This is a genomic window from Pseudarthrobacter sp. YAF2 (assembly GCF_052113345.1).
Classification (GTDB): Bacteria; Actinomycetota; Actinomycetes; order Actinomycetales; family Micrococcaceae; genus Arthrobacter.
The window spans coordinates 31,877-53,825 of sequence record NZ_JBFRDA010000002.1 but is presented as its reverse complement, the minus strand read 5'-3'; the positions used below and the strand labels follow the sequence as shown (position 1 = coordinate 53,825).

The window sequence follows — 21,949 nt, the reverse complement described above, 5'->3', positions numbered from 1 at the left end:
GCGGCGCGCCATAGGGCGCGCCGGAGTAGGGAGACCCGCTATACGGCCCGCCGTGTCCGGGGGGTCCATAGGGTTGGGTGCCATATGGGGGTTGGCCGGGGTAGGGGCTGCCGTGCTGCGGGGTGCCCGGCTGTTGCCCGTGTTGTTGCCACTGTGGCGGCTGTTGCCAAGACGGAGGATGCTCCCAGGCCGGTGGCTGCTGCCCCGCCGGTGGTTGCCGGCCAGCCGGTGGTTCCCACGGCTGCTGCCATCCTGGCAGCACCGGGCCGCGGCTGTCCCCGGCGGCTGATCCGCCGTCGTCAGCTCCATCGCCGGGCCGCTCCTGCCTGGGCTCTCCGGACTCCGACTCTTGTGGTGACACTGATTTCCTCCCCCAATACCAGTACGCCTGCCGCCCGCGCGCTGCACCGTCGAAAGGTGCCCGCGGGCAGCGCAGGGCATGACCCCAAGACTATAGTTCCGGCGTCGGACGGCCTAGTGCCCCGCCATGCCGGAAGCCGCTGAACAGGACAAAGCCATCCTGATAAGGGAATATATAACTATGAAGGCACGCATTCTGGTTGTAGATGATGACGAAGCGCTGGCCGAGATGATTGGAATTGTCCTCCGGAATGACGGCTTCGAGCCGGTCTTTTGCGCCGACGGCGCCCAGGCATTGGACGTTTTCCGGTCTTCGCGGCCGGACCTGGTCCTGCTTGACCTCATGCTTCCCGGCATGGACGGTATTGAAGTTTGCCGCCAGGTCCGTGCCGAGTCCGACGTGCCCATCGTCATGCTGACCGCCAAATCAGATACCTCCGACGTCGTCCGCGGCCTCGAATCCGGCGCTGACGACTACGTGCCGAAGCCCTTCAAACCGGCCGAACTGGTGGCGCGCGTGCGTGCCCGCCTCCGCCCCGGGGACCAGAAGGCGCCCGAGACCCTTCGCATCGCGGACATCACCATCGACGTCGCTGGCCACACCGTCAGCAGGGGCGGCGACCGGATCTCGCTGACCCCGCTGGAATTCGACCTCCTTGTGGCACTGGCCCGCAAGCCCTGGCAAGTCTTCACGCGGGAACTGCTGCTGGAGCAGGTCTGGGGCTACCGGCACGCCGCCGATACCCGCCTGGTCAACGTCCATGTCCAGCGGTTGCGGTCCAAGATCGAGCAGGACCCGGAAGCCCCGGAAGTCGTTTTGACGGTGCGTGGTGTCGGCTACAAAGCAGGGGTCTGACCCCGCCGCGCAGGACGGGGGGCCTGACCGGAGCGTCGCGGCCTCCGAGGAGGCGCCGGCAGCAGGGGCCGGACAGCACGGCAGCGCCGAAGAAGGCCGGTCCGGGCCTGCGGAAGCCTCACCTCCGGGCCTGCCGCACATGGTGTTCCGCGCAAGGATCTGGCAGCGGCGCGCCCTGATCGTAGCCTTGCGCGTGCTCAGGCTGGTGCGTACCGGTGTGGTGCGGCTCCTTCCCGGCCTCCGGTACCTCGGCCGGGCCCTGCAAAAGCGGTGGCGCCGTTCCTTGCAGTTCCGGACGGTCCTGACCACGTTGATGCTTGTCGTGACCTCATTTGCCGTGGTTGGCGCCTACCTGTCCAACCAGATTGCCAACAACCTCTTCCAGGAGCGGCTGACCCAGGCGGAGTCGGAGACCCGCTACAACGTCAAGCAGGTGCAGGACACGTTCGACGGCGCGCAGGTCACCGACCAGTCCAGCGTCATCACCCTGGTTTCGGACACGCTCAGCGCGGTGGAGGGCAGGGGGTCGGTCATCCAGCGGCGCTACGTCTTTGAGGCAATGCCCAACCAGACCAAGCCCCGCAACCGCTGGGTGGAGTCCCGCGCCTCTGACCAGCTGACCGTCAGCGTCATCCCGCCCGCCCTGCGCAAGGCAGTGCAGGAATCGGGCAAGGAACAGTTTTGGGCGTCCACCGTTATTCCGGTGGGTACCGAGGACCGGCCGGGAATCGCCGTCGGAAACAAGGTGACCTTCAACGGCACCGTCTATGAGCTTTACCTTATTTACGACCTGAACACGGCACAGCAGACGCTGAATGAGATCCAAAGCGTCCTGTGGGCGGGCGGCGCGGTCCTGGTGCTCCTGATCGGCGCCGTCGCCTGGTACGTCACCCGCAACGTTGTCAGCCCGGTCAGCCACGCCGCCATGGTGTCGGAGAAGCTGGCTGCCGGGCAACTGCAGGAACGCATGGTGGTCCGGGGCGAGGACGAAGTGGCCCGCCTCGGCGCCTCCTTCAACCACATGGCCGCCAGCCTGCAGGAGCAGATCACCCAGCTGGCCACCCTCTCACAGATGCAGCAGCGCTTTGTCTCCGACGTCTCGCACGAGCTTCGCACGCCCCTGACCACGGTGCGCATGGCGGCCGAAGTCCTGTACGACGCGCGCGACGATTTCGACCCCATCAACAAGCGTTCGGCGGAACTGCTCTACAACCAGGTGGAGCGTTTCCAGTCCCTCCTCTCGGACCTGCTTGAGATCAGCCGCTTCGACGCCGGCGTGGCAGTGCTGGACGCCGAACCCGAGGACCTGCTCCAGGTCATTGCGCACGTCATCGAAGGCGCCGCGCCGGTCGCGGCCGAGTACGGTTCGGAAATCATCTTCGCCGCCCCCGAAGGCGCCATGGTGGTGGAAATGGATGCCCGCCGGATCGACAGGATTTTGCGGAACCTGATCCTCAATGCGGTGGAACACGGTGAGGGCAGGCCGGTGACGGTGACGGTCGCGGCCAACGATACGGCCGTTGGAGTTTCCGTGCGGGATCACGGCATCGGGATGGACCCGGCGGAGGCTGCCCGCGTCTTCGACAGGTTCTGGCGTGCGGATCCGGCCCGCGCCCGGACGACGGGAGGCAGTGGACTGGGCCTGTCCATCGCCATGGAGGACACCAAACTGCACCACGGCTGGCTGCAGGCCTGGGGCAGGAAAGGCAGCGGGGCAAACTTCCGCCTGACCCTGCCGTTGCGCCAGGAGGACGGGATCACCGAGTCTCCGGTGCAGCTGGAGCCCAAGGACGTCACCATTCCGGGGGCGCCAGGGAGCATTCCCGCAGAACAGGACAACAAGAACATGCTGGTGCTGCAGACAGACACCGTCAGGCCCGCTCCGTCCCGGGCACCCGAGGAGACACCATGATGCGCCGAGGGCGCCACGCGCAGTACCCGGCGGCACTCCTGGCGCTGCTGATCGTCCTCCTGCCAGGATGCGCCCGGATCCCCACGTCCGGCCCGGTGGGGAAGAGCAGCGAAAGCAGCGCGGGAAACGTCAGCGCACCGGTGTTCCTTCCTGCAGCGCCGCAACCTGGCGCGGCGCCGGAGACGATCATCGACTACTTCTACCGGGCAGGCAGCGGCTACGAGGACGACTATGCCGTGGCCCGCCAGTACCTGACCCAGGCATCGGCGGTGTCCTGGAAACCCGATAAGCGGGCCCTGGTGTACCGGGAGGCACGGGTCGTGCCGACAGGCGCCGAAAACGTCTACAACTATGAGCTCGATGTTGCCTACACCGTGGACGCCGACGGCATAGCCACCCAGTCACCGCCGGGAACCGTGGAGCGGATTCCCGTCACCGTGACACAGGTGGACGGCGAGTGGCGGATCTCAGCGATCCCGGACGGAACCGCCATAGCCGAGGAAACGTTCAAGGTGATTTACGGCGCCTACCCGATCTATTTCTACGACCCCACGTTCACCTATGCGGTCCCGGACGTGCGGTGGTTCCTGAAGAACAAGACGGTCAAGGCCATGACCAGTGCCCTGCTGGCCGGCCCTGCTCCTTACCTGCGCGGGGCCGTCGTCAGCGCCTTTCCTTCCGGGATCAAGCTGGCCCGTGAATCGGTGCCGGTGGTGTCCGGAGCAGCCCAGGTTGATTTGACGGCAAAGGAGCTTACGGAAACGTCAGCCGAAGACCGGCTCCGCATGCAGATGCAGCTGACCCTGACGTTCCGCACCCAGCCCGATGTGGTCAATGTGGAGCTGCGCGCCAACCAGGACCTGGTGCGCGTGGAAGACAACGGTTCGGTACTTCCCCCGGTACTGGAAAAGACAGTGCCGTCCCGCCAGATCGCCATCAGTGGCGGCGAGTTGGTGCGGTACGAGAACAACCGGGTTTCCCCGTTGCCCGACATGCAGCCGGTGTCCGCACTCAACCCCCGGTTCCCCGCAGAATCGCCGGTCTCCCAGGCTGCCGCTTTCCTCAATGAAGAACGCACCACCCTCTACAGCATCACCCCGGGCCAGCCCGCCCGCGCCCTGACCACCCGGAGCACCCTCAGCCGTCCGTCCTTCAGTATTAACGACTGGGTGTGGACGGCCGGCCCTGGTGCCACCGGGGCAACCGAGGTAGTGGCGTTCCGCCCCGGCGGAGTGGCCGAAGGCGCCCCGGTCCCTTCCGTGACACTGGCACCGTCGTGGCTTGCCGGCCACACGGTGAAGGAATTCCGGATCTCGCGCGACGGCGTGCGCGCCCTGGTGATCTCCGAACAGAACGGCAAATCCAAAGTGCAGGTGGCGGGCGTGATCCGCGGCAGCGATGGCACGCCACGCGAACTGACGGCGCCCATCACCCTGGTCACCGCCACCAATCCGGACCAGGGGGTGTGGGTCAACAGCACCACCATCGCCGTGATGAAGGCGGCAGCGGGCTCAAACGTCACGCCGGAGCTGCTGTCCCTCACCTCCGGGCAACCGCAGCAGCTTGCCCCGTGGCCGGGTGTGGTGTCCATCAGTGCCGGCAACGGTGCCGATGACATTTACGTGCAATCCGGGGAAGGGATTTTCCAGCGCCTGGGCAATGGCTGGTCACCGCAGATCAAGGGCCCGGTCGATCCCTCGTTCCCGGGCTGAAGCCGGGCGGTCCGCGGCGCTCCGGATATCCACATGGGGCCGCCCGGGACTTACCCGCGCGGCAACCGGCCGGCAATAGTGGAACGGTGAACGGCCCAACACATCCAGTCGGCGCAGCCCGGTCCCTTCGCGGGGAACCCCCGCGTGATCCTGACCTTCATCCGCCCCCGCGGTGGGCGGCAAAGCACAGGGCGGAACAAACCAGTCCCTTCGTTCGGCTTTTCGACTGGGTCGCCGGGGCCGGGGAAGAACTCCTGGCATTGGCGATTCCGGTGGACTGCGTGTGCTGCGGGGCAGAAGACAGGGCACTCTGCGCAGCCTGCAGCAGCCGTATCCGCCACCTCACCAGGCAGCCGTTCCGGGCGGAGGGCGGTGCCCCCGCGCTGATGGACGTGGCCGGAACCATCCTGCTACCCGTGGTGGCGGCCGGCGTCTATCGGGAAGAGCTGGCGCAGGGGCTGCTCTCGTTCAAGCGGCACGGCCAGCACCAGCTCAGTGAAAGCCTGGCCAGGGCTTTGGCCGCGGCAGTCCGGGCGGCAACAGCGGACGGAGACGGGTTCCTGCTGGTCCCGGTCCCCACCAGCACGGCGGCTTACGTCAACCGGGGCTTCAGCCCGGTCCACCTGCTCCTCAAGGAGGCGGCCGGGCATCTGCCGGGCGTCGTCGTCGTCGATGTCCTGCGGAAAGTGCGGCCGACTGGGGCCCAAAGGCTTGCGTGGTCAGGTCGGCGGGGCGGGCAGAAGGGCCTGGGCAGGGGAGCCCGCTCACAGCGGGTAAGGGGGTCCATGCGGGTCGGCTTCCGCTCCCGTCCGGTGGTTGCCGGGAGGTCCTGCATCATCGTCGACGACGTCCTGACCACGGGTGCCACGATCGGCGAAGCAGCCCGTGCGCTGCATCAGGCCGGGGCCAGGGTGAGAGGCGCCGTCGTGCTTGCCGCGACACGCCCGCCCGATGCTGCGGAACCGGCCGGCGCCTCCCGCGCGGGGCCGCCGAAGCAACCATGACTTAGAAAAAAATAAACCGGGAAAGGATGAATAACAGGTGGCTATGAACTAACGTCGAAGGTGGGTACCAAGAACAGAATGTACCTTTCGATGGCGGCTCGGAGAGGGGCTCGACTGTCAGACAGCCCGGCCCACGGAAGTGCCGCCGTCGTGTCACCGAAGTCATTTGGAGGGCACCATGGAGTTTATGATCAGCGGACGAAATCTGACCGTTTCAGACCGGTTCCGCGAATATGCCGGGGAAAAGATCGCAAAAATCGAATCGCTGGGTGACAAGGTCCAGCGGGTCGACGCGAAAGTCTCCAAGGAGACCAATGCCCGGCAAACCGGCGACCAGCTGACCGTAGAGGTGACAGTCCTGGGCCGCGGACCCGTAATCCGTGCCGAAGCGAGCGCCGCAGACAAATTTGCTGCCTTTGACCTCGCCTACAACAAACTGCTTGAGCGGCTCCGCCGGGCCAAGGACCGCAAGAAGGTCCACCACGGGCGCCATACCCCCAAGGCCGTTCGCGAGGCAACCGCATCGCTTGAACCCGCCAGTGCGCACGAGCCGCTGTACCTTGAGGCGAACCACCGGGATGAAACCGTGCAGGCTGCGGATAACAAGTCCCCCTACGATGTCGACAACGACATTCCGGCGGGAAACTCACCGGTGCTGATCCGGCGCAAGGTCTTTCCCGCGGCATCGCTCTCCCTTGATGATGCTGTAGACAACATGGAACTCGTCGGCCACGACTTCTATCTCTTCGTGGACAAAGCCACCAACACGCCCTCCGTCGTGTACCGCCGCCGTGGCTGGACCTACGGGGTCATCACCCTGGACCACGAATGCGAACCCGGAGACACCATTGTGGAGGAAAAGATCCTCGCCTACCGCTCCGACGACGCACCCGCCAACGCCTAAGGTGGATTCCACCACCACTTGAGAGGACTGAATGTCAGCAACGCTGAGCCTTGACCAGGCACGGCGAATCGCATTGGCAGCACAGGGACTCCACAAAGGACGGCCCACCGGCCCCGTGACAATACGGGCGGTGGGCCGTACTTTTGCCCGTCTCCAGCTCGTCCAAATCGACTCCGTCAACGTATTGGTCCGCAGCCACTACCTGCCCTTCTTTTCGCGCCTTGGCAACTACGACCGCGAAATCCTGCACCGCATGTCAGCGCAGCCGCCACGCCGCATGGTGGAGTACTGGGCGCACGAGGCAAGCTACATCCGGCCCGAGCACTACCGGGACCTCCTGCTGTGGCAGAAGCGGTCGTGGGTGGGTGCCTCACGCATGGACCCGGAGCTCCGCAACGACATTGCGGGGAAAATCCTGTCCGTCCTCGCCGGGTCCCGGCCCATGACGGCTTCGGAACTGACAGCCAGGATTGGCCACGTCGAGGAACGGCAGACGGACAACTGGGGGTGGAACTGGAATGCCGTGAAACGGGTCCTGGAACACCTCTTCGAGGAAGGTGCGGTGTCCGCTGCGTCCAGGACGGGGCAGTTCGAGCGCAAGTACACCCTCGCAGCCAAGGTCCTCCCGGTTCCCGCCGCCACAACGGCCGAACCCGACCCCGCTGCTGCACTCCAACGGCTGACCGAAGCGGCGGCCATGGCGCACGGGATCGGAAGCGTCCGCTGTTTCGCCGATTATTTCCGGACTCCCGTGAAAGCGACCGCACTGGCCGTCGAGCAACTGGTGGCCGAAGGCAGGCTCGAACGCGTCACAGTGAACGGCTGGAATCGCGCGCTCTTCCGGCATGTGGAAGCTGCCTTGCCACGGCGTGCCACCGGCCGTGCCCTGCTGAGCCCGTTCGACTCCCTGGTCTTTGAGCGGCGGCGCCTGTTGGAACTGTTCGACTTCCATTACCGGATCGAGATCTACACACCCGAGCCTAAGAGGCGTTACGGGTACTACGTGCTGCCGTTCCTGTTGCGGGACAGGATTGTGGCCCGGGTGGACGTGAAGGCGGACCGCTCCGGGGGGCGGCTGCTGGTGAGGTCCGCTTTCGCCGAACCGGACGCTCCGGCGGACACCGCCGTCGAACTGGCCGCAGAGCTCAAGCTCATGGGGCAATGGCTTGGCCTGCCTGAAGTGCAGGCCGGCCCGGCGGGTGATCTCGCCGCAGGGATGGCAGCGGAACTTGGGCGGCTGCAGGACTATCCGCTCTCAGGGAAAAGGGAGCACCGGCCTGGTGTCTCTCCCGTAGACTGAACACGCCAGAATTCGGCGGCATGAGACTGGGAGCATCTTCACGTGGCATCACTTATCGAAAAAATTCTCCGCACGGGTGACAAAAAGACACTCCGGCAGTTGCGGAACTATGCCGACTCCATCAACGCCCTCGAAGACTCGTTCAAGACGTTCACCGACGCGGAGCTGCGGGAGGAGACCGACCGCCTCCGCGAACGCCACCAGGACGGCGAGAAGCTCGATGACTTGCTTCCGGAAGCCTTCGCCGCAGTTCGCGAAGCCTCCTCGCGGACCCTCGGAATGCGCCACTTCGACGTCCAGCTGATGGGCGGCGCGGCCCTGCACCTGGGCAACATCGCTGAAATGAAAACCGGTGAAGGCAAGACCCTGGTGGCGACCGCTCCCGCCTACCTGAACGCCCTCTCCGGCAAGGGTGTCCACGTGGTCACCGTGAATGACTACCTGGCCGAATACCAGTCCGAACTCATGGGCCGCGTCTACCGCTTCCTCGGCCTGACCAGCGGAGTCATCCTGGCCAACCAGGATCCCGCCGTCCGCCGCCAGCAGTACGCCGCCGACATCACCTACGGCACCAACAACGAATTCGGGTTCGACTACCTGCGCGACAACATGGCGTGGGACAGGACTGAACTGGTCCAGCGTGGCCACCACTTCGCCATCGTTGACGAAGTGGACTCCATCCTTATCGACGAGGCCCGTACACCGCTGATCATCTCCGGCCCGGCGCAGGGTGACACCAACCGCTGGTACAGCGAATTCGCCAAGGTAGTGCTCCGGCTGCAACCCGAGAAGGACTACGAAGTCGACGAGAAGAAGCGCACCGTGGGCGTCCTGGAGAGCGGGATCGAAAAGGTCGAGGACTATCTCGGCATTTCGAACCTGTACGAATCCGCGAACACACCGCTGATCGGGTTCCTGAACAACGCCATCAAAGCCAAGGAACTCTTCAAGCGGGACAAGGACTACGTCATCCTGGACGGCGAAGTGCTGATCGTCGATGAGCACACCGGGCGCATCCTGGCCGGCCGGCGCTACAACGAAGGCATGCACCAGGCGATCGAGGCCAAGGAAGGCGTCGAAATCAAGGCGGAAAACCAGACCCTGGCTACCGTGACGCTCCAGAACTACTTCCGCATGTACGGCAAGCTGTCCGGCATGACCGGCACCGCCGAAACGGAAGCGGCCGAATTCATGAGCACCTACAAGCTGGGCGTCGTGGCGATTCCCACCAACCGGGACATGCAGCGGATCGACCAGTCGGACCTCGTGTTCAAGAACGAGGTCGTCAAGTTCGACGCCGTCGTGCGGGACATCGCCGAACGGCACGAAAAGGGCCAGCCCGTCCTCGTGGGCACCACCAGTGTGGAGAAGAGCGAGTACCTCTCCAAGCTGCTCGCCAAGGAAGGGATCCGCCACGAGGTCCTGAACGCCAAGAACCATGCCCGTGAAGCCGCCATCGTTGCCCAGGCCGGCCGCAAGGGTGCGGTCACCGTGGCCACCAACATGGCCGGCCGCGGCACGGACATCATGCTGGGCGGCAACGCCGAGTTCACCGCCGTAGCCGAGCTCGCCAAGCGCGGCCTGGACCCGGAGGAGAACTCCGAAGAGTACGAGGCCGCGTGGCCCGCAGCGCTGGAGGCAGCCAAGCAGTCCGTGAAGGATGAGCACGAGGAAGTCCTGAACCTTGGGGGCCTGTACGTCCTGGGCACCGAACGCCACGAATCCCGGCGCATCGACAACCAGCTCCGTGGCCGGTCCGGCCGCCAGGGTGACCCCGGCGAATCCCGCTTCTACCTGTCCCTGACGGATGACCTGATGCGGCTTTTCAACTCGGGGGCGGCCGAGCGGCTGATGAACAGCTCTGTCCCGGACGACGTCGCGCTGGAATCCAAGCTTGTATCGCGGGCCATCGCCTCGGCCCAGGGCCAGGTGGAAGGCCGCAACGCCGAACAGCGCAAGAACGTGCTGAAGTACGACGACGTCCTGAACCGCCAGCGTGAAGCCATCTACAGCGACCGCCGCCGCATCCTCGAGGGCGATGACCTGCACGAGAAGGTGCAGTTCTTCGTCGAGGACACCATCGTGGCCCTGATTGATGCCGCTACCGCGGAGGGCAACGGCGATGACTGGGACTTCCACCAGCTCTGGACGAACCTCAAGACGCTCTACCCCGTCAGCGTCACCGCGGAAGACATCATCGAAGAAGCCGGAGGCAAGCCCAGGGTCACCGTGGAACTGCTGAAGGAGGAAATCCTTTCGGACGCCCGGCTGGTCTACCAGGCGCGGGAGGAAGCGATTGGCTCTGAAAGCATGCGCGAACTTGAGCGCCGCGTGGTCCTGTCCGTCATCGGACGCAAGTGGCAGGAGCACCTCTACGAGATGGATTACCTCAAGGAGGGCATCGGCCTGCGTGCCATGGCCCAGCGCGATCCACTCGTGGAGTACCAGCGTGAAGGTTTCGCCATGTTCCAGACCATGATGGAAGCCATCCGGGAGGAAAGCGTAGGCTTCCTCTTCAACCTCGAGGTGGAAGTCACCCCCGCCCAGGACGTCGTGGTTCAGGATGCTTCGGGCGGCCACACCGAACACGTTGACCCGCAACTGCGGGCGGCGGGCCTGGAAGCACCCGAGAAGCCGGCGCAGCTCCAGTACACGGCCCCGAGCGAGGGCGGTGGAACCGAGACCCGGGTGGAAACCCGCTCAGGAGGACGTTCCGGCAACCCGGCCAAGGCCGCGGCCCAGGACGCAGCCAAGCGCCCCGCAAAGAAGAAGAAGAGGTAGGCCGCCAGGTGAACTAATTCCACCGGCATCGGCAAACAGGGCAGGGAAGCAGTCGTTCCCTGCCCTGTTTGCATACCCGGGTGGGGCAATCTTCTCGCGGACTCACCCGATGACAAGTTCGACCACCCGCCACACTTGTTTGCTGCGTTCGAGCCGGACAGCAACGGCGCGGGCGCGCACGTCATCCACCACGACGGCGCTGGCTTCATAGATTCCGTCGGCCACCTCGCAGACGCGGACCGACCGGACCACTGAATTTCGGTGGAGGCGGGCCAGCGACGGGTTGCCCGTCCTGGTAAGTTCACGCCTGATCAGCGCTGCCCGGTGTTGAAGCGCTGCAAGGCACCGTGGATCAAGCCGGCGCGCGAGCTGGTGGATGGGCCGGATTCCGGCCAGGACCTCCATTGACGCCTGGACCGTCCCGCGGGTGATGGCCCGGACTTCTGCAGCCTCATCTACAGGCCGCAGGGGTGCAGGGTTTGCTCCCCGGGAGCGCTCCGCGGCCTGGGTCCCGTTGAGGGCCATCCCTGCCTCGCCCGGTTGCTTCCTGGCATTGGCAGCCTTGTCCTGGTTGGCACGTATCGGTGTCACTGCGATCATTGGGTTCCCCTTAGTGTGATTGGCTGGTTTGACTGCCTGGCAGGAAAGGAGCAGTCAGGACGCCTTCGGCGCCTGGAGGATTTGGCCTGGCAGCAGGACATCAGGGTTCCCGCCGATTTGCCCGCGGTTCGCTGTGTACCAGCGCGGCCATTCGAGGGCTATGTCCACATCCGAGGCTCCGGGGCCCAGACGGGTGGCCACGATGTCCCACAGGGTGTCCCCGGCCAGCACGGTCACGGTTGTAGCCTCGGTCCCGGACTTTCCTTCACTTGCGGCCCGGCTCTCCGGTGTGGCGAGCAGACCGGGCTCCACCACCTGGGGAGCTGGACGCCATCCGGGTGCCAGGGTGGCGACGGGCTGTTGGGTGCCGGGTTGCTCCGCGGGTGCCTCGATCACCTGGCCCCCTAATGGTTCCCCGGCGGGCTGTAAGGTTGCTCGGCCACCCGATTCCGGAATGCTTCCCGCGGGGGAGAGGCTCGAGCGAACCGGTGATGAATGGGCCGGTGTTGGGGTCCAAGCGGGTCCTGGATCAGTTCCGGCGGCATGTGCGGCCACTCCTGTCAGCAGCTGGACCGAAAGGGCTGCAACCATTGCCCGCTGCATGAACGCTGGAGAGAGCCGGCGCACGGCTGCCGCGGCCCGACGTCGGCCAAGTCGCTCCAGCAGTACACCTGAGCCGGCGCACGCGATCGCGAAGGCCCACCACAGCAGAATCCCGACGCCGGCCGTTGCTGCTGCAGCCGCCAGCAGGACTTCCACGGACAATTCCTGGTTGCGCGCTGTGGCGGCCTGCCATTGGGAGAGAAGCCCGGACCCGAGGAAGCAGAGAATGACGCCGAGCAGCAGCAAAGCAATCGCAGCAGTGGTGTCTGACCATCGTGCTGTCGTCGAATGATTCATCATCCATCCCTTTGATATCATTTGATGCTGTTTGATACTGCTTGACCCAGTTTGAACCGCACTGGAAGCGTTTGTCCATACGCTGGAGAGAAAAAGCCCCCTTCGTTGACCGGGGAGGAAGCGCGACTTACGCTGGCGGAATGCGCTGGGATGCACTCTTCAATGACATCGAAAGCCAACTTGCGGAAGCTGACCGCCTGTCACTGGACGCCGAGATCAATGAGCGGACGCGGGCCGAGTTGGTAAGCCTGCCCCTGGAAGACAGGCTCCGGGGGTCGCTGGGCTGCCGCATCGGCGTCCACCTGCTCTGTGGTGAATCAGCGCGTGGTGAACTCACCCATGCCGGGGCAGATGCGCTGGTCCTCGACGAAGACCAGCACCAGGTGCTTGTTCCTTATGCGGCCGTGGCACGTTATGTCGGTCTGGGGCGGCATGCGCGGGCAGAGACTTCTGTGGTCCGCCGGTCGATTGGGCTCGCCCATTCCCTGCGCGGCCTTGCGCGGGACAGGACGGAACTGACGGTCACGATTGCCGGTGCGGCAGGATCCATCCGCATGGCCGGCGTGATCGACCGCGTGGGAAGGGACTTTATTGACCTGGCGGAGGTCACGCCCGGGGAGGTCCGCAGGATGCAGGGCGTAAGCCAGGTGTCCGCCATACCCATTGCCGGGCTTGCCATGATCAGGTCACGCAAGACGGGCAGTCTGTAGCGGCAGCCGTCTACGTCGTGGTGCAGGCAGGGGCTGAAGCGTGCTCAAGCCCTTCACATCGATTTGGCGCGTGACTCCTGAATCATGCGGCTGGCCTCGGCATAGCGTTCCTGGATGTACTGTTCCAGCATTTTTTCTTCGACCCGCCACTGGCCCCTGCCGCCCACCTGGATGGCCTTCAACTCGCCGCTGCGCACCAAGGCATACGCGGCGGGCGAATTGATCTGAAGCTGCTCAGCGACGTCTGCGAGCGTGAGAAACCGTGGCATGGACTCATTTTGCCATCAAGTGGCGCAGTTTGTGCCCGTTATCCACATATTGGCGGGTTTTGGGCAAATGACTTTTGTTCCACGGGCCTTGCGGCAACAATGAGGAGTCCGGCCACACTGGGGAGGGTCCGGGATACCAAGGGGGAGAACGGTATGGTTCCTGATTCAAGTGTCCGTGCTGCGCGGCTCAAGCGTCCATCGTGGAAAGACCCCCGGCTGTTGGTCGGGGTTCTCCTGGTCCTGGTATCCGTGGCCGGCGTCGTCTTTCTCGTGGGCAGCGCGGACCGGACAACCGAGGTCTACGCCGCCCGGGATGGCATAGCGGTGGGTGAACGGCTGACACCTGAGAACGTGGTGCGCGCCAAGGTCCGGCTGGGAGATACCGAGCAGCACTACATCACCGTGGAGGACGGACTGCCGCAGGATGTGGTCGCCATGCAGAAGATTGCCAAGGACCAGCTTGTTCCTCGTGCAAGCCTTGGTGAAGTCGACCGGCTGGACAGGAAGCCCGTAGCGCTCTCGATTGAGCAGACGTTGCCGTCACAGGCCGTCGCCGGCGCCCGCGTGGACGTCTGGGTGGCGCAGCCGGACGCCAAGAACGGATTCAGTGAGCCGAAGCTCCTCCTGCCCGGCGCCGAGATCAGCGAGGTGACAACGGGGTCCACGGCCCTCGGATCATCGAAAACAACAGTGCTGATGGTCTTGGTGGAGGACAAACAGATGCCGGCGTTGCTCGGCGCCCAGGCCAATGAGGCAAAGATATCGGTCGTATGGAACCCCGGTGGCGCCCGATGAGCATCCCCGTCGTTACCGTGGGCCAAAGCCGGGAGGATGTGGTCGGCGGCCTTGAGCGGCTGCACGGCCCCGTCACGGTGGTTCGACGATGCGCGGAACTTCCGGAACTGCTGGCCGCCTGCCAGAGCGGCCTCGCCAGGGCCGCCATCGTGGCTGAAGGTTCCGAGGGGCTGACGGCCTCCCTGGTCGACCGCCTTGGCGCTGTCGGTGTTGCGATCATTGCCCTGACCGACAACGCTGATGAAGCAGCCCGGCTCCGCAAGATCGGGGTGGCCTCGGCGTTGACGGGCGTCCAGTCCGCGGAACTTTCGGACAAGATCGCGGACGCAGTTTCCCAATTGACCGGTTTTGGTCGCCCCGCCACGCTGAGCGCGGAAGCCGATACCGGAGCTGCGCTGGCCACCGATCCCGTCGAACCCCCGCCTGGCACGGAGGGGGCCGGAAACGGGAGGATCATCGCCGTTTGGGGTCCGGCGGGGTCGCCGGGAAGGACTACGGTTGCCGCCAACATCGCCGGAGAGATGGCGGTTGATGGCGGGGAGGTCCTAATTGTCGACGCCGACACTTATGGCGCAAGCGTAGCGGCCGTCCTGGGATTGCTCGATGAGTCGGCCGGCGTTGCCCAGGCGTGCAGGCTCGCTGACCAGGGGACGCTGGATACTGATGCGCTGCGGAAGGTGGCCTCCACTGTTGCCACCACGTCCGGGACGTTCAAGGTGCTTACGGGAATAACCCGCGCCGACCGGTGGACCGAACTCCGGGCCACCGCCTTGGCTGCGGTTCTTGAGCGGGCCAGGCACATGGCGGATATTGTGGTGGTCGACACGGGCTTCTGCCTTGAGGCCGATGAAGAGCTCAGCTTCGACACGATGGCGCCGCGGCGGAATGCGGCGACACTGTGCGCCTTGGAATTGGCCGACACGGTCTATGCAGTCGGGGCGGCGGATCCGGTGGGTGTACCAAGGCTGGTGCGTGCGCTCGCCGAACTGGAAACAGCCGTTCCGCACGCCTCACCCACAGTGGTCATGAACAAGGTGCGCGCCTCCGCCGTCGGCAGAAGCCCCGAACGCCAGTTGCGGGACGCATGGGACAGATACGGCCCCGCATCCGGGCTCACCGCATTCCTGCCGTACGACCCCGCCGCGGCGGACGCTGCACTCCTGGCGGGCTCCCTGCTGCACGAAGCTGCGCCCGAGTCGACACTCCGCAAAGCGATCAGGGAACTGGTTTGTGCACCCGTCCAGCAAAAACCAAAATCCTCTGTGTTTTCTTCCACACCGCGGCGATCGGCAAAGGACTAGGCTCGCCATAAGAGCTGCAAAGGTGCGGCGAATTTCTCTAGTGGAGGCGTTGTCGATGTCGTCTGGATCCGGTGTGGAGGATCAGCCCCTCTCCATTGAAGGCCTTGAGGGTTTCATGGGGGACTACTACCAGCACTTGGCCGAGGAGGATGCCCGGAGCTACCCTCGCGAGCTACTGGCGGCCCGGGCCGAAGAGCATCACAAGGCGGCGTCGGTCCGGCAGCCCGGACAGGCAAAGATCTCGATTGCAGACGAAGAGGACAGCACCGTGGTCTTTGTCGTCACCGACGACATGCCCTTCCTCGTCGACTCAGTGAACGCGGAACTGGTCAGGCAGCACGCAGCCATCAAACTTGTGGTCCACCCGCTTTTCGTCGCCACCAGGAACCGGGAAAGCGGTGAGCTGGTCAAGGTCAGCAGGGTTCCGGCCCACTTGGGTATTTCGAGCGGGGATACGGCCGCTATGCCCAACCTTTCCCACCTCATCGCCCAGGGTGAAAATGCCTCCCATATGGAGTCGTGGATCGCCGTCGAAATCCAGCGCATTTCGGACGAAGCGAAGACGTCCCTGCTTGCCGGCCTGACCCGCGTACTCAACGACGTCCGGGCCGCCGTCGAGGACTGGCCAAAGATGCGCCAAAAAGCCTTGGAGATCGCCCGGAGCCTGGACCAGGTGGCCCACCCCGCGCAGATCGCCGAGTTGCGCCAGGCCAAAGACCTGCTTCGCTGGCTGGATGACGGGAACTTCACGTTCCTGGGCTACCGCGAATACGACCTCCTGAACGTTGATGGCGAAGACGTCCTTGAGTTGCGTGAAGACAGCGGACTCGGACTGCTGCGGGCAGCCGCAGATTCCCCGCACATCCAGCACCTCACCGACACCGGCCGCAAGAAGGCAAGGGAAAAGCGCGCCCTGGTCATTACCAAAGCCAATTCCCGCTCGACCGTCCACCGCTCGGCCTACCTTGACTACATCGGAATCAAGAGTTTCGACGCCGCAGGCAACGTCAACGGCGAGCGCCGCTTCATCGGACTATTCGCCACCAGTGCCTACGCCGGGTCGGTTCGGGACATTCCGATCGTCCGCGAAAAGGTCGATGCCGTGCTGCAAACCGCGGGCTTCCCGCCGGACTCGCACTCGGGCAAGGACCTGCTGGGGATCCTCGAGACGTATCCCCGCGATGAACTGTTCCAGATCGAAATCCCCGACCTTGCGGCAACGGCCCTGGGCATCCAGAAGTTGCAGGAACGGCGGCGTACCCGATTGTTCCTCAGGCCCGATATCTACGGCCGGTTCATGTCCGCCGTCGTCTACCTGCCCCGCGACCGGTACACCACCAACGTCAGGCTCCGCATCGAGCAGGAGCTGCGGGAAACGTTCCAGGCCGTCTCGATCGACTACGAAGCGCGCATGACCGAGTCGGCCCTTGCACGCCTGTTCTTCCGCATCCGCCTGCCCAAGAACGCCGACGTGAGCCACGTCAACAGCGACGAGCTGGAAACGCGGCTTGTGCGGGCGGCGAGGTCCTGGAGCGAGGGCATCACGGAGGTCCTGCGTGAAGGGCGGGACGCGGCCGAGGCCAAGGAACTGGCCGCCATCTGGGCCGAAGCGTTTCCTGCCAGCTACCGGGTGGACTATGAGGTGGAGGACGCGCTTGAGGATATTGCGCGTTTCGAGAAGTACGGGGCGGCCGCCGAGCGGAGCACTGGCGCCCGGCAGGACCGTCCCGGCGTCCACGTCTACCTGCCCGAAGGGGCAGGCGCCACCTTGGAAGAGGACGCCCGGGTCAAGCTCTACATGCTGGAACCCAAGAGCCTGAGCCAGATCCTTCCGTACTTCCACAACCTTGGACTGGAAGTACTGGATGAACGCCCGTTCGAGATCGAAACCGCCGATCACAGGGACTTTTTCCTTTACGACCTCGGGTTGAAATACCCGGCCGGCGTGGATCCGCTCACCACTGGAGAGCTCCTTGCCGATTCCTTCGGCGCGGCAGTCACGGGAGCGGCCGAGTCGGACAGTTTCGACCGCCTGGTGCTGCGGGAGGGCCTGCATTGGCGGCAGATCACGGTGCTGCGTGCTTACGCCCGGTATATGCGCCAGATGGGCAGCAGCAGTTCCTTCGGGTTCATGGCGGACACGCTTCTGGCGAACGCCGATGTGACCAAGGGCCTGATCGCGCTTTTCGCTGCCCGCTTTGACCCGTCCATGGACGACGACGGCCGTGCCGGCGCCCAGGCCTCAGTGCGCCACGACTTGGCCGCTGCCATTGAGAAGGTTGCCACCCTCGACGCCGACCGTGTTCTGCGCACCTTCGGGAACCTCATTGAGGCCACCCTGCGCACCAACTTCTTCCAGGACAAGCCGCACCTGAGCTTCAAGCTGGATCCGGCACGGATCGAAGGGCTGCCGTTCCCGCGGCCCATGTTCGAAATCTGGGTCTACTCGCCCAAGGTTGAGGGCGTGCACCTGCGGTTCGGCAAGGTGGCCCGCGGTGGCCTGCGCTGGTCTGACCGGCGGGAGGATTTCCGTACCGAAGTCCTGGGCCTGGTGAAAGCGCAGACGGTCAAGAACGCCGTCATCGTTCCCACCGGAGCGAAGGGCGGCTTCTTCGCCAAGCAGCTTCCGGACCCGGCAACCGACCGCGCGGCCTGGATGGCGGAAGGCGTCGAAAGCTACAAGACGTTCATCCGGGGTCTGTTGGACCTCACTGACAACCTGCTCACTGAAGGTGACGGCGAGCGGCTTGTGCCGCCGTCGAACGTTGTCAGGCATGACGACGACGATTCCTACCTTGTGGTTGCGGCGGACAAGGGAACGGCTACTTTCTCGGACATTGCCAACGGCCTGTCCGCAGAGTACGGATTCTGGCTGGGGGACGCGTTCGCTTCCGGCGGTTCAGTGGGCTATGACCATAAGGCCATGGGCATTACCGCCCGGGGCGCCTGGGAGTCGGTGAAGCGGCACTTCAGCGAACTTGACCTCGACACGCAGACCGAGCCGTTCACTGTGGTGGGCGTGGGCGACATGTCCGGTGACGTGTTCGGCAACGGGATGCTCCTGTCCCGGCATATCCGCCTGCTTGCGGCATTCGACCACCGGCACATCTTCCTGGATCCCACACCGGATGAGGCGTCCTCGTTTGCTGAGCGTCGGAGACTGTTCGACCTGCCCAGGTCCTCCTGGGACGACTACGACAAGTCGCTGATCAGCGAAGGCGGCGGCGTCTTCGCCCGGCAGGTCAAGTCCATTCCCGTGTCCCCGCAGGTACGGGCGGCGCTGGGGTTGCCGGCCGAAACGACTGAACTCAGCCCGCCGGAGCTGCTCCGGGCCATCCTGCTCGCGCCGGCGGACCTGCTGTACAACGGCGGCATCGGCACCTACGTCAAGGCCAGTTTCGAATCGAACGCCACTGTAGGGGACAAAGCCAACGACGCCATCCGCGTCAACGGCCGGGACCTGCGCGTCAAGGTGGTGGGTGAAGGCGGAAACCTCGGCATGACCCAGCGCGGCCGCATTGAGGCGGCACTGCAGGGAGTCATCCTCAACACTGACGCGATCGATAACTCTGCGGGCGTGGACTGCTCCGACCACGAAGTCAACATCAAGATATTCGTTGACCGGATGGTCACCGCGGGCAAGCTGCCGGCTGACGAACGGGCAGACTTCCTCGCGTCCATGACCGACGAGGTGGGCCGCCTGGTCCTGGAAGACAACATCGACCAGAACATCCTGCTCCTGAACGACCGCAGCCGGGTGGCGGAGTGGAGCCCGAGCTACGAGCGGCTCATGGACTGGCTGGAGAAGAGCGCCGACCTTAAGCGCGATCTGGAGGCATTGCCGACGACCGAAACCCTGCGTGAGCGCCTTCAGGCGGGGCAGGGCCTGACATCACCTGAGCTGTCGGTGCTGGCCGCCTATGCCAAGATCGAGCTGGCGTCGGCGCTTCGGGACAGCGACCTGGCCGATGATCCCTGGTTCCGGGACACGCTGCGATCCTACTTCCCGCACCAGTTGCGCGAACGCTTTGACGCGGAGCTGGACACGCATCCGCTGCGACGCGAGATCATCGCCACCGTGGTGGCCAACGACATGATCAACCTCGGCGGCATCACCTTCGCCTTCCGGGTCATGGAGGAAACGTCGGCCAGCGAAGTGGCCGTCGCCAAGGCGTTCGTGGCGCTGCGGGAGGTGTACGAACTGGATGCGATGGTCGCGGACCTGAACAGCTTGCCGGCTTCGTTCCCGACGGAGCACTGGAGCACCGTGCATCTGGATATCCGCCGGCTCTTGGATCGTGCAGTCCGGTGGCTGCTGGGCCAGGAAAGCGTCTCGCGCCCCATCGCTGACGTAGTGGCGGAGTTCAAGCCGCTCATGGATCCGATGCGGGCCCGCCTGCTGGACTACCTGCGTGGCGATGACCGCGAAAGGGTGGCCGAGTGGCTGGCGAAGGGCCGCGAGTGGGAACTTCCGGAACGCCTGGCGTTGCGTTGGGCTGAGCTGTTCGAGAGCTTCGTGCTGCTCGACGTCGCCAAGATCGCACGGTCCCGCAAGGACCCCGTGGAGGAGATCGCGGCCACCTACTACACGGTGTTCAACCGGTTCCACGCGGATTCGCTGCTGGAACGGATCAGCAGCCTGCCCCGGCAGGACCGGTGGCAGGCGCTGGCGCGGGCTGCCTTGCGCGACGATCTGTATTCAACGGTGTCGGACATGACGACGGCGGTGCTGGACGCGACGTCCGCCGCCGACTCACCGGAGGCGCGGCTCAAGGACTGGGAGGCTCAAAATGCCGAACAGCTGGGCAGGGCAAAGAGCATGTTCGACGAAGTGAACGCCTTGGAGGCCGACGACATGGCCTCACTGTCGGTAGCATTGAGGCTCTTGAGGTCAATCGTCCGACGCTAGCAATGTGGCGTCGCAACTGGAGGTGCAGTGGCAATCTTTACGGACCCCATCAGGGAACATGCTGATTTCGGGCCGGGCGATGCCGAATGGCTGCACCTCCTGGTGGGGGACTGGCAGATGGTCGCGGACTTGGCGTTCGCCGACTTGGCACTGTGGTTCCCCCACCCGGAGCTTGGCTACATCGCGCTGGCACACGTGCGCCCTTCCACCACGCATACCGCGTTCCACAGCGACTTCGTGGGGGAGGGGATCCGCTCGGACCTGCAGCCGCTGGTGGACAAGGCCTGGAACAGCCGCTCCATTGAGCGGTCCAGCGAAACCAACTGGAACAGTGAGATGGCGCTTCGGGTGGAGGCTGTCCCCATGGTCCGCAACGGGCGGACGCTTGCGGTGGTCACTACCCATATGGACCTGTCCAGTTCCCGGATGCCGTCCCGGCTGGAGCTGACGTACCGCCAGTGCGCGTATGACCTGCTGCGAATGGGCACCCTGGGATTGTGGCCGGACTTCGCCTCACCTACCGGTTCGCGCCGGGGCGCACCCCGCGTGGGGGACGGCCTGATCAGGCTTGATGCCGAGGGCGTGGTGCAGTACGCCAGCCCCAACGGTGTCTCCGCGTTCCGCCGGCTCGGCGATGGGGAATCCCTGGAGGGACGCTCCCTCGCCGAGGTCACCGCCGGACTCCTCAAGGACCGGCGGATGGTCGACGAGACACTGCCCCTCGTGGTGACCGGACGGATGCCATGGCGCAGCGAGATCGAATCCCGCGGCGTCAGCCTGTCCCTGCGCGCCATCCCACTACGCGATGAGCAGCAGCGCTTCGGTGCGCTGGTGCTCTGCCGGGACGTCTCGGAACTGCGACGGCGGGAAATGGAGCTGGTGACCAAAGACGCCACCATCCGCGAGATCCACCACCGGGTCAAGAACAATCTCCAGACCGTGGCTGCGTTGCTGCGGATGCAGTCCAGGCGGATGGTGAGCGATGAGGCGAAGCAGGGTCTGGAGCAGGCGATGCGCCGCGTGGCCACCATCGCCCTGGTGCACGAAACACTGTCACAGGGCTTGACCCAGAGTGTTGATTTCGACGAGCTGATTGGGCGCCAGTTCAGGCTGTCCGCTGAGGTGGCGTCCCCGTCGCAGCAGGTACGGACGGAACGCTCGGGCACGTTTGGCGAGCTCCCCAGCGACCTGGCCACGCCCTTGGCCCTGGTCATCAACGAACTGGTGACCAACGCCGTTGAACACGGACTTGAGGGCAGGGCCGGGACAGTGTGGCTCCTGGCCGACAGGTCCGAGGGGGAAGACGGCGAGGAGCTGACCGTAACCATTGCCGACGACGGCGTGGGGCTCCCTGAGACACCCCATGTTGAAGGGCTTGGATTGCAGATCGTACGGACTTTGGTCACCAGTGAACTGGGCGGCACCATTACCTGGGAACGCCGCGAGGGCGGCGGAACCGAGGTCAAAATCAGGCTCAGCCTGCACGGAAAGTAGGCGAAGGACCGCTCCGGGACCCGCTGCGGTGGTTAGCCGCAAGGTAAGGAGTGGCAGGAAAAACGAAAGAGGCCCCGGGGCGATCCTTGCGGATCGATCCGGGGCCTCTGTTTGAAACGGTCCGTTGGACGGTGCCGGCGGG

At 64.9% G+C, this 21,949-nt stretch carries 15 protein-coding genes; 12 read left to right on the top strand and 3 right to left on the bottom strand.

Annotation, left to right across the window (positions count from 1 at the left end; translation table 11 throughout):
* Window positions 1–541: 541 nt before the first annotated feature.
* From mtrA to secA, 7 genes are all read left to right on the top strand, one after another.
* A complete protein-coding gene (gene mtrA, locus AB4Y79_RS02185; RefSeq protein WP_441858380.1) occupies window positions 542–1,216 on the top strand; it encodes an MtrAB system response regulator MtrA in 675 nt (224 codons plus the stop codon).
* Between the two features lie 139 nt (window positions 1,217–1,355).
* On the top strand, window positions 1,356–3,128 hold the full coding sequence (gene mtrB / locus AB4Y79_RS02180; RefSeq protein ID WP_441858885.1) for an MtrAB system histidine kinase MtrB: 1,773 nt from the start codon (window positions 1,356–1,358) through the stop codon (window positions 3,126–3,128).
* On the top strand, window positions 3,125–4,840 hold the full coding sequence (locus AB4Y79_RS02175) for an LpqB family beta-propeller domain-containing protein (RefSeq protein ID WP_441858378.1): 1,716 nt from the start codon (window positions 3,125–3,127) through the stop codon (window positions 4,838–4,840). Before mtrB ends, AB4Y79_RS02175 begins: the two co-directional genes overlap by 4 nt.
* 260 nt (window positions 4,841–5,100) lie before the next feature.
* Complete coding sequence (locus tag AB4Y79_RS02170) at window positions 5,101–5,844, top strand: ComF family protein (RefSeq protein WP_441858376.1); 744 nt, start codon at window positions 5,101–5,103, stop codon at window positions 5,842–5,844.
* 178 nt (window positions 5,845–6,022) lie between these two features.
* Entirely contained in the window at window positions 6,023–6,748 is a 726-nt protein-coding gene (gene hpf, locus AB4Y79_RS02165) for a ribosome hibernation-promoting factor, HPF/YfiA family (protein WP_285248809.1), read from the top strand.
* A gap of 31 nt (window positions 6,749–6,779) precedes the next feature.
* Window positions 6,780–8,048 (top strand): winged helix-turn-helix domain-containing protein, encoded by a 1,269-nt coding sequence (locus AB4Y79_RS02160; protein WP_441858374.1) that lies wholly within the window; start codon window positions 6,780–6,782, stop codon window positions 8,046–8,048.
* A gap of 42 nt (window positions 8,049–8,090) precedes the next feature.
* Window positions 8,091–10,829: a preprotein translocase subunit SecA gene (gene secA, locus AB4Y79_RS02155; protein ID WP_441858372.1), complete on the top strand. Its 2,739-nt coding sequence runs from the start codon at window positions 8,091–8,093 to the stop codon at window positions 10,827–10,829.
* A gap of 102 nt (window positions 10,830–10,931) precedes the next feature.
* Here secA and AB4Y79_RS02150 read toward each other — a convergent pair whose 3' ends face one another.
* Window positions 10,932–11,429, bottom strand: coding sequence for an Rv3235 family protein (locus tag AB4Y79_RS02150; RefSeq protein ID WP_441858370.1), 498 nt, complete (start codon window positions 11,427–11,429; stop codon window positions 10,932–10,934).
* Between the two features lie 54 nt (window positions 11,430–11,483).
* Window positions 11,484–12,329 carry a LysM peptidoglycan-binding domain-containing protein gene (locus AB4Y79_RS02145; protein ID WP_441858369.1) on the bottom strand — a complete coding sequence of 282 codons (846 nt, stop codon included), beginning with the start codon at window positions 12,327–12,329 and terminating at the stop codon, window positions 11,484–11,486.
* Window positions 12,330–12,469: 140 nt separating this feature from the next.
* Here AB4Y79_RS02145 and AB4Y79_RS02140 point away from each other — a divergent pair, with 140 nt between their 5' ends.
* Entirely contained in the window at window positions 12,470–13,039 is a 570-nt protein-coding gene (locus AB4Y79_RS02140; protein ID WP_441858367.1) for a hypothetical protein, read from the top strand.
* A 53-nt stretch (window positions 13,040–13,092) separates the two neighbouring features.
* Here the strand turns inward: AB4Y79_RS02140 and AB4Y79_RS02135 are convergent, their stop codons facing one another.
* Window positions 13,093–13,308: a helix-turn-helix domain-containing protein gene (locus AB4Y79_RS02135; RefSeq protein WP_018760220.1), complete on the bottom strand. Its 216-nt coding sequence runs from the start codon at window positions 13,306–13,308 to the stop codon at window positions 13,093–13,095.
* 153 nt (window positions 13,309–13,461) lie between these two features.
* Between AB4Y79_RS02135 and AB4Y79_RS02130 the strand changes: the two genes are divergently transcribed.
* Genes AB4Y79_RS02130 through AB4Y79_RS02115 form a run of 4 tightly spaced genes read left to right on the top strand, consistent with a single transcriptional unit; the run spans window position 13,462 to window position 21,807 of the window.
* Complete coding sequence (locus AB4Y79_RS02130) at window positions 13,462–14,103, top strand: hypothetical protein (protein ID WP_441858365.1); 642 nt, start codon at window positions 13,462–13,464, stop codon at window positions 14,101–14,103.
* Window positions 14,100–15,404, top strand: a complete 1,305-nt coding sequence (locus AB4Y79_RS02125; protein WP_441858363.1) for an AAA family ATPase — start codon at window positions 14,100–14,102, stop codon at window positions 15,402–15,404. Before AB4Y79_RS02130 ends, AB4Y79_RS02125 begins: the two co-directional genes overlap by 4 nt.
* A 55-nt stretch (window positions 15,405–15,459) precedes the next feature.
* Entirely contained in the window at window positions 15,460–20,313 is a 4,854-nt protein-coding gene (locus AB4Y79_RS02120) for an NAD-glutamate dehydrogenase (protein ID WP_441858361.1), read from the top strand.
* A 27-nt stretch (window positions 20,314–20,340) separates the two neighbouring features.
* Window positions 20,341–21,807, top strand: coding sequence for a sensor histidine kinase (locus tag AB4Y79_RS02115; RefSeq protein ID WP_308930494.1), 1,467 nt, complete (start codon window positions 20,341–20,343; stop codon window positions 21,805–21,807).
* Window positions 21,808–21,949 lie beyond the last annotated feature (142 nt).

Bases quoted from the DNA above. Each gene is read 5' to 3' on its own strand.
- mtrA (WP_441858380.1), top strand. From the start codon at position 542: ATGAAGGCACGCATTCTGGTTGTAGATGATGACGAAGCGCTGGCCGAG.
- mtrB (WP_441858885.1), top strand. From the start codon at position 1,356: ATGGTGTTCCGCGCAAGGATCTGGCAGCGGCGCGCCCTGATCGTAGCC.
- AB4Y79_RS02175 (WP_441858378.1), top strand. From the start codon at position 3,125: ATGATGCGCCGAGGGCGCCACGCGCAGTACCCGGCGGCACTCCTGGCG.
- hpf (WP_285248809.1), top strand. From the start codon at position 6,023: ATGGAGTTTATGATCAGCGGACGAAATCTGACCGTTTCAGACCGGTTC.
- AB4Y79_RS02160 (WP_441858374.1), top strand. From the start codon at position 6,780: ATGTCAGCAACGCTGAGCCTTGACCAGGCACGGCGAATCGCATTGGCA.
- AB4Y79_RS02150 (WP_441858370.1), bottom strand. From the start codon at position 11,429: ATGATCGCAGTGACACCGATACGTGCCAACCAGGACAAGGCTGCCAAT.
- AB4Y79_RS02145 (WP_441858369.1), bottom strand. From the start codon at position 12,329: ATGAATCATTCGACGACAGCACGATGGTCAGACACCACTGCTGCGATT.
- AB4Y79_RS02140 (WP_441858367.1), top strand. From the start codon at position 12,470: ATGCGCTGGGATGCACTCTTCAATGACATCGAAAGCCAACTTGCGGAA.
- AB4Y79_RS02135 (WP_018760220.1), bottom strand. From the start codon at position 13,308: ATGCCACGGTTTCTCACGCTCGCAGACGTCGCTGAGCAGCTTCAGATC.
- AB4Y79_RS02130 (WP_441858365.1), top strand. From the start codon at position 13,462: ATGGTTCCTGATTCAAGTGTCCGTGCTGCGCGGCTCAAGCGTCCATCG.
- AB4Y79_RS02125 (WP_441858363.1), top strand. From the start codon at position 14,100: ATGAGCATCCCCGTCGTTACCGTGGGCCAAAGCCGGGAGGATGTGGTC.
- AB4Y79_RS02120 (WP_441858361.1), top strand. From the start codon at position 15,460: ATGTCGTCTGGATCCGGTGTGGAGGATCAGCCCCTCTCCATTGAAGGC.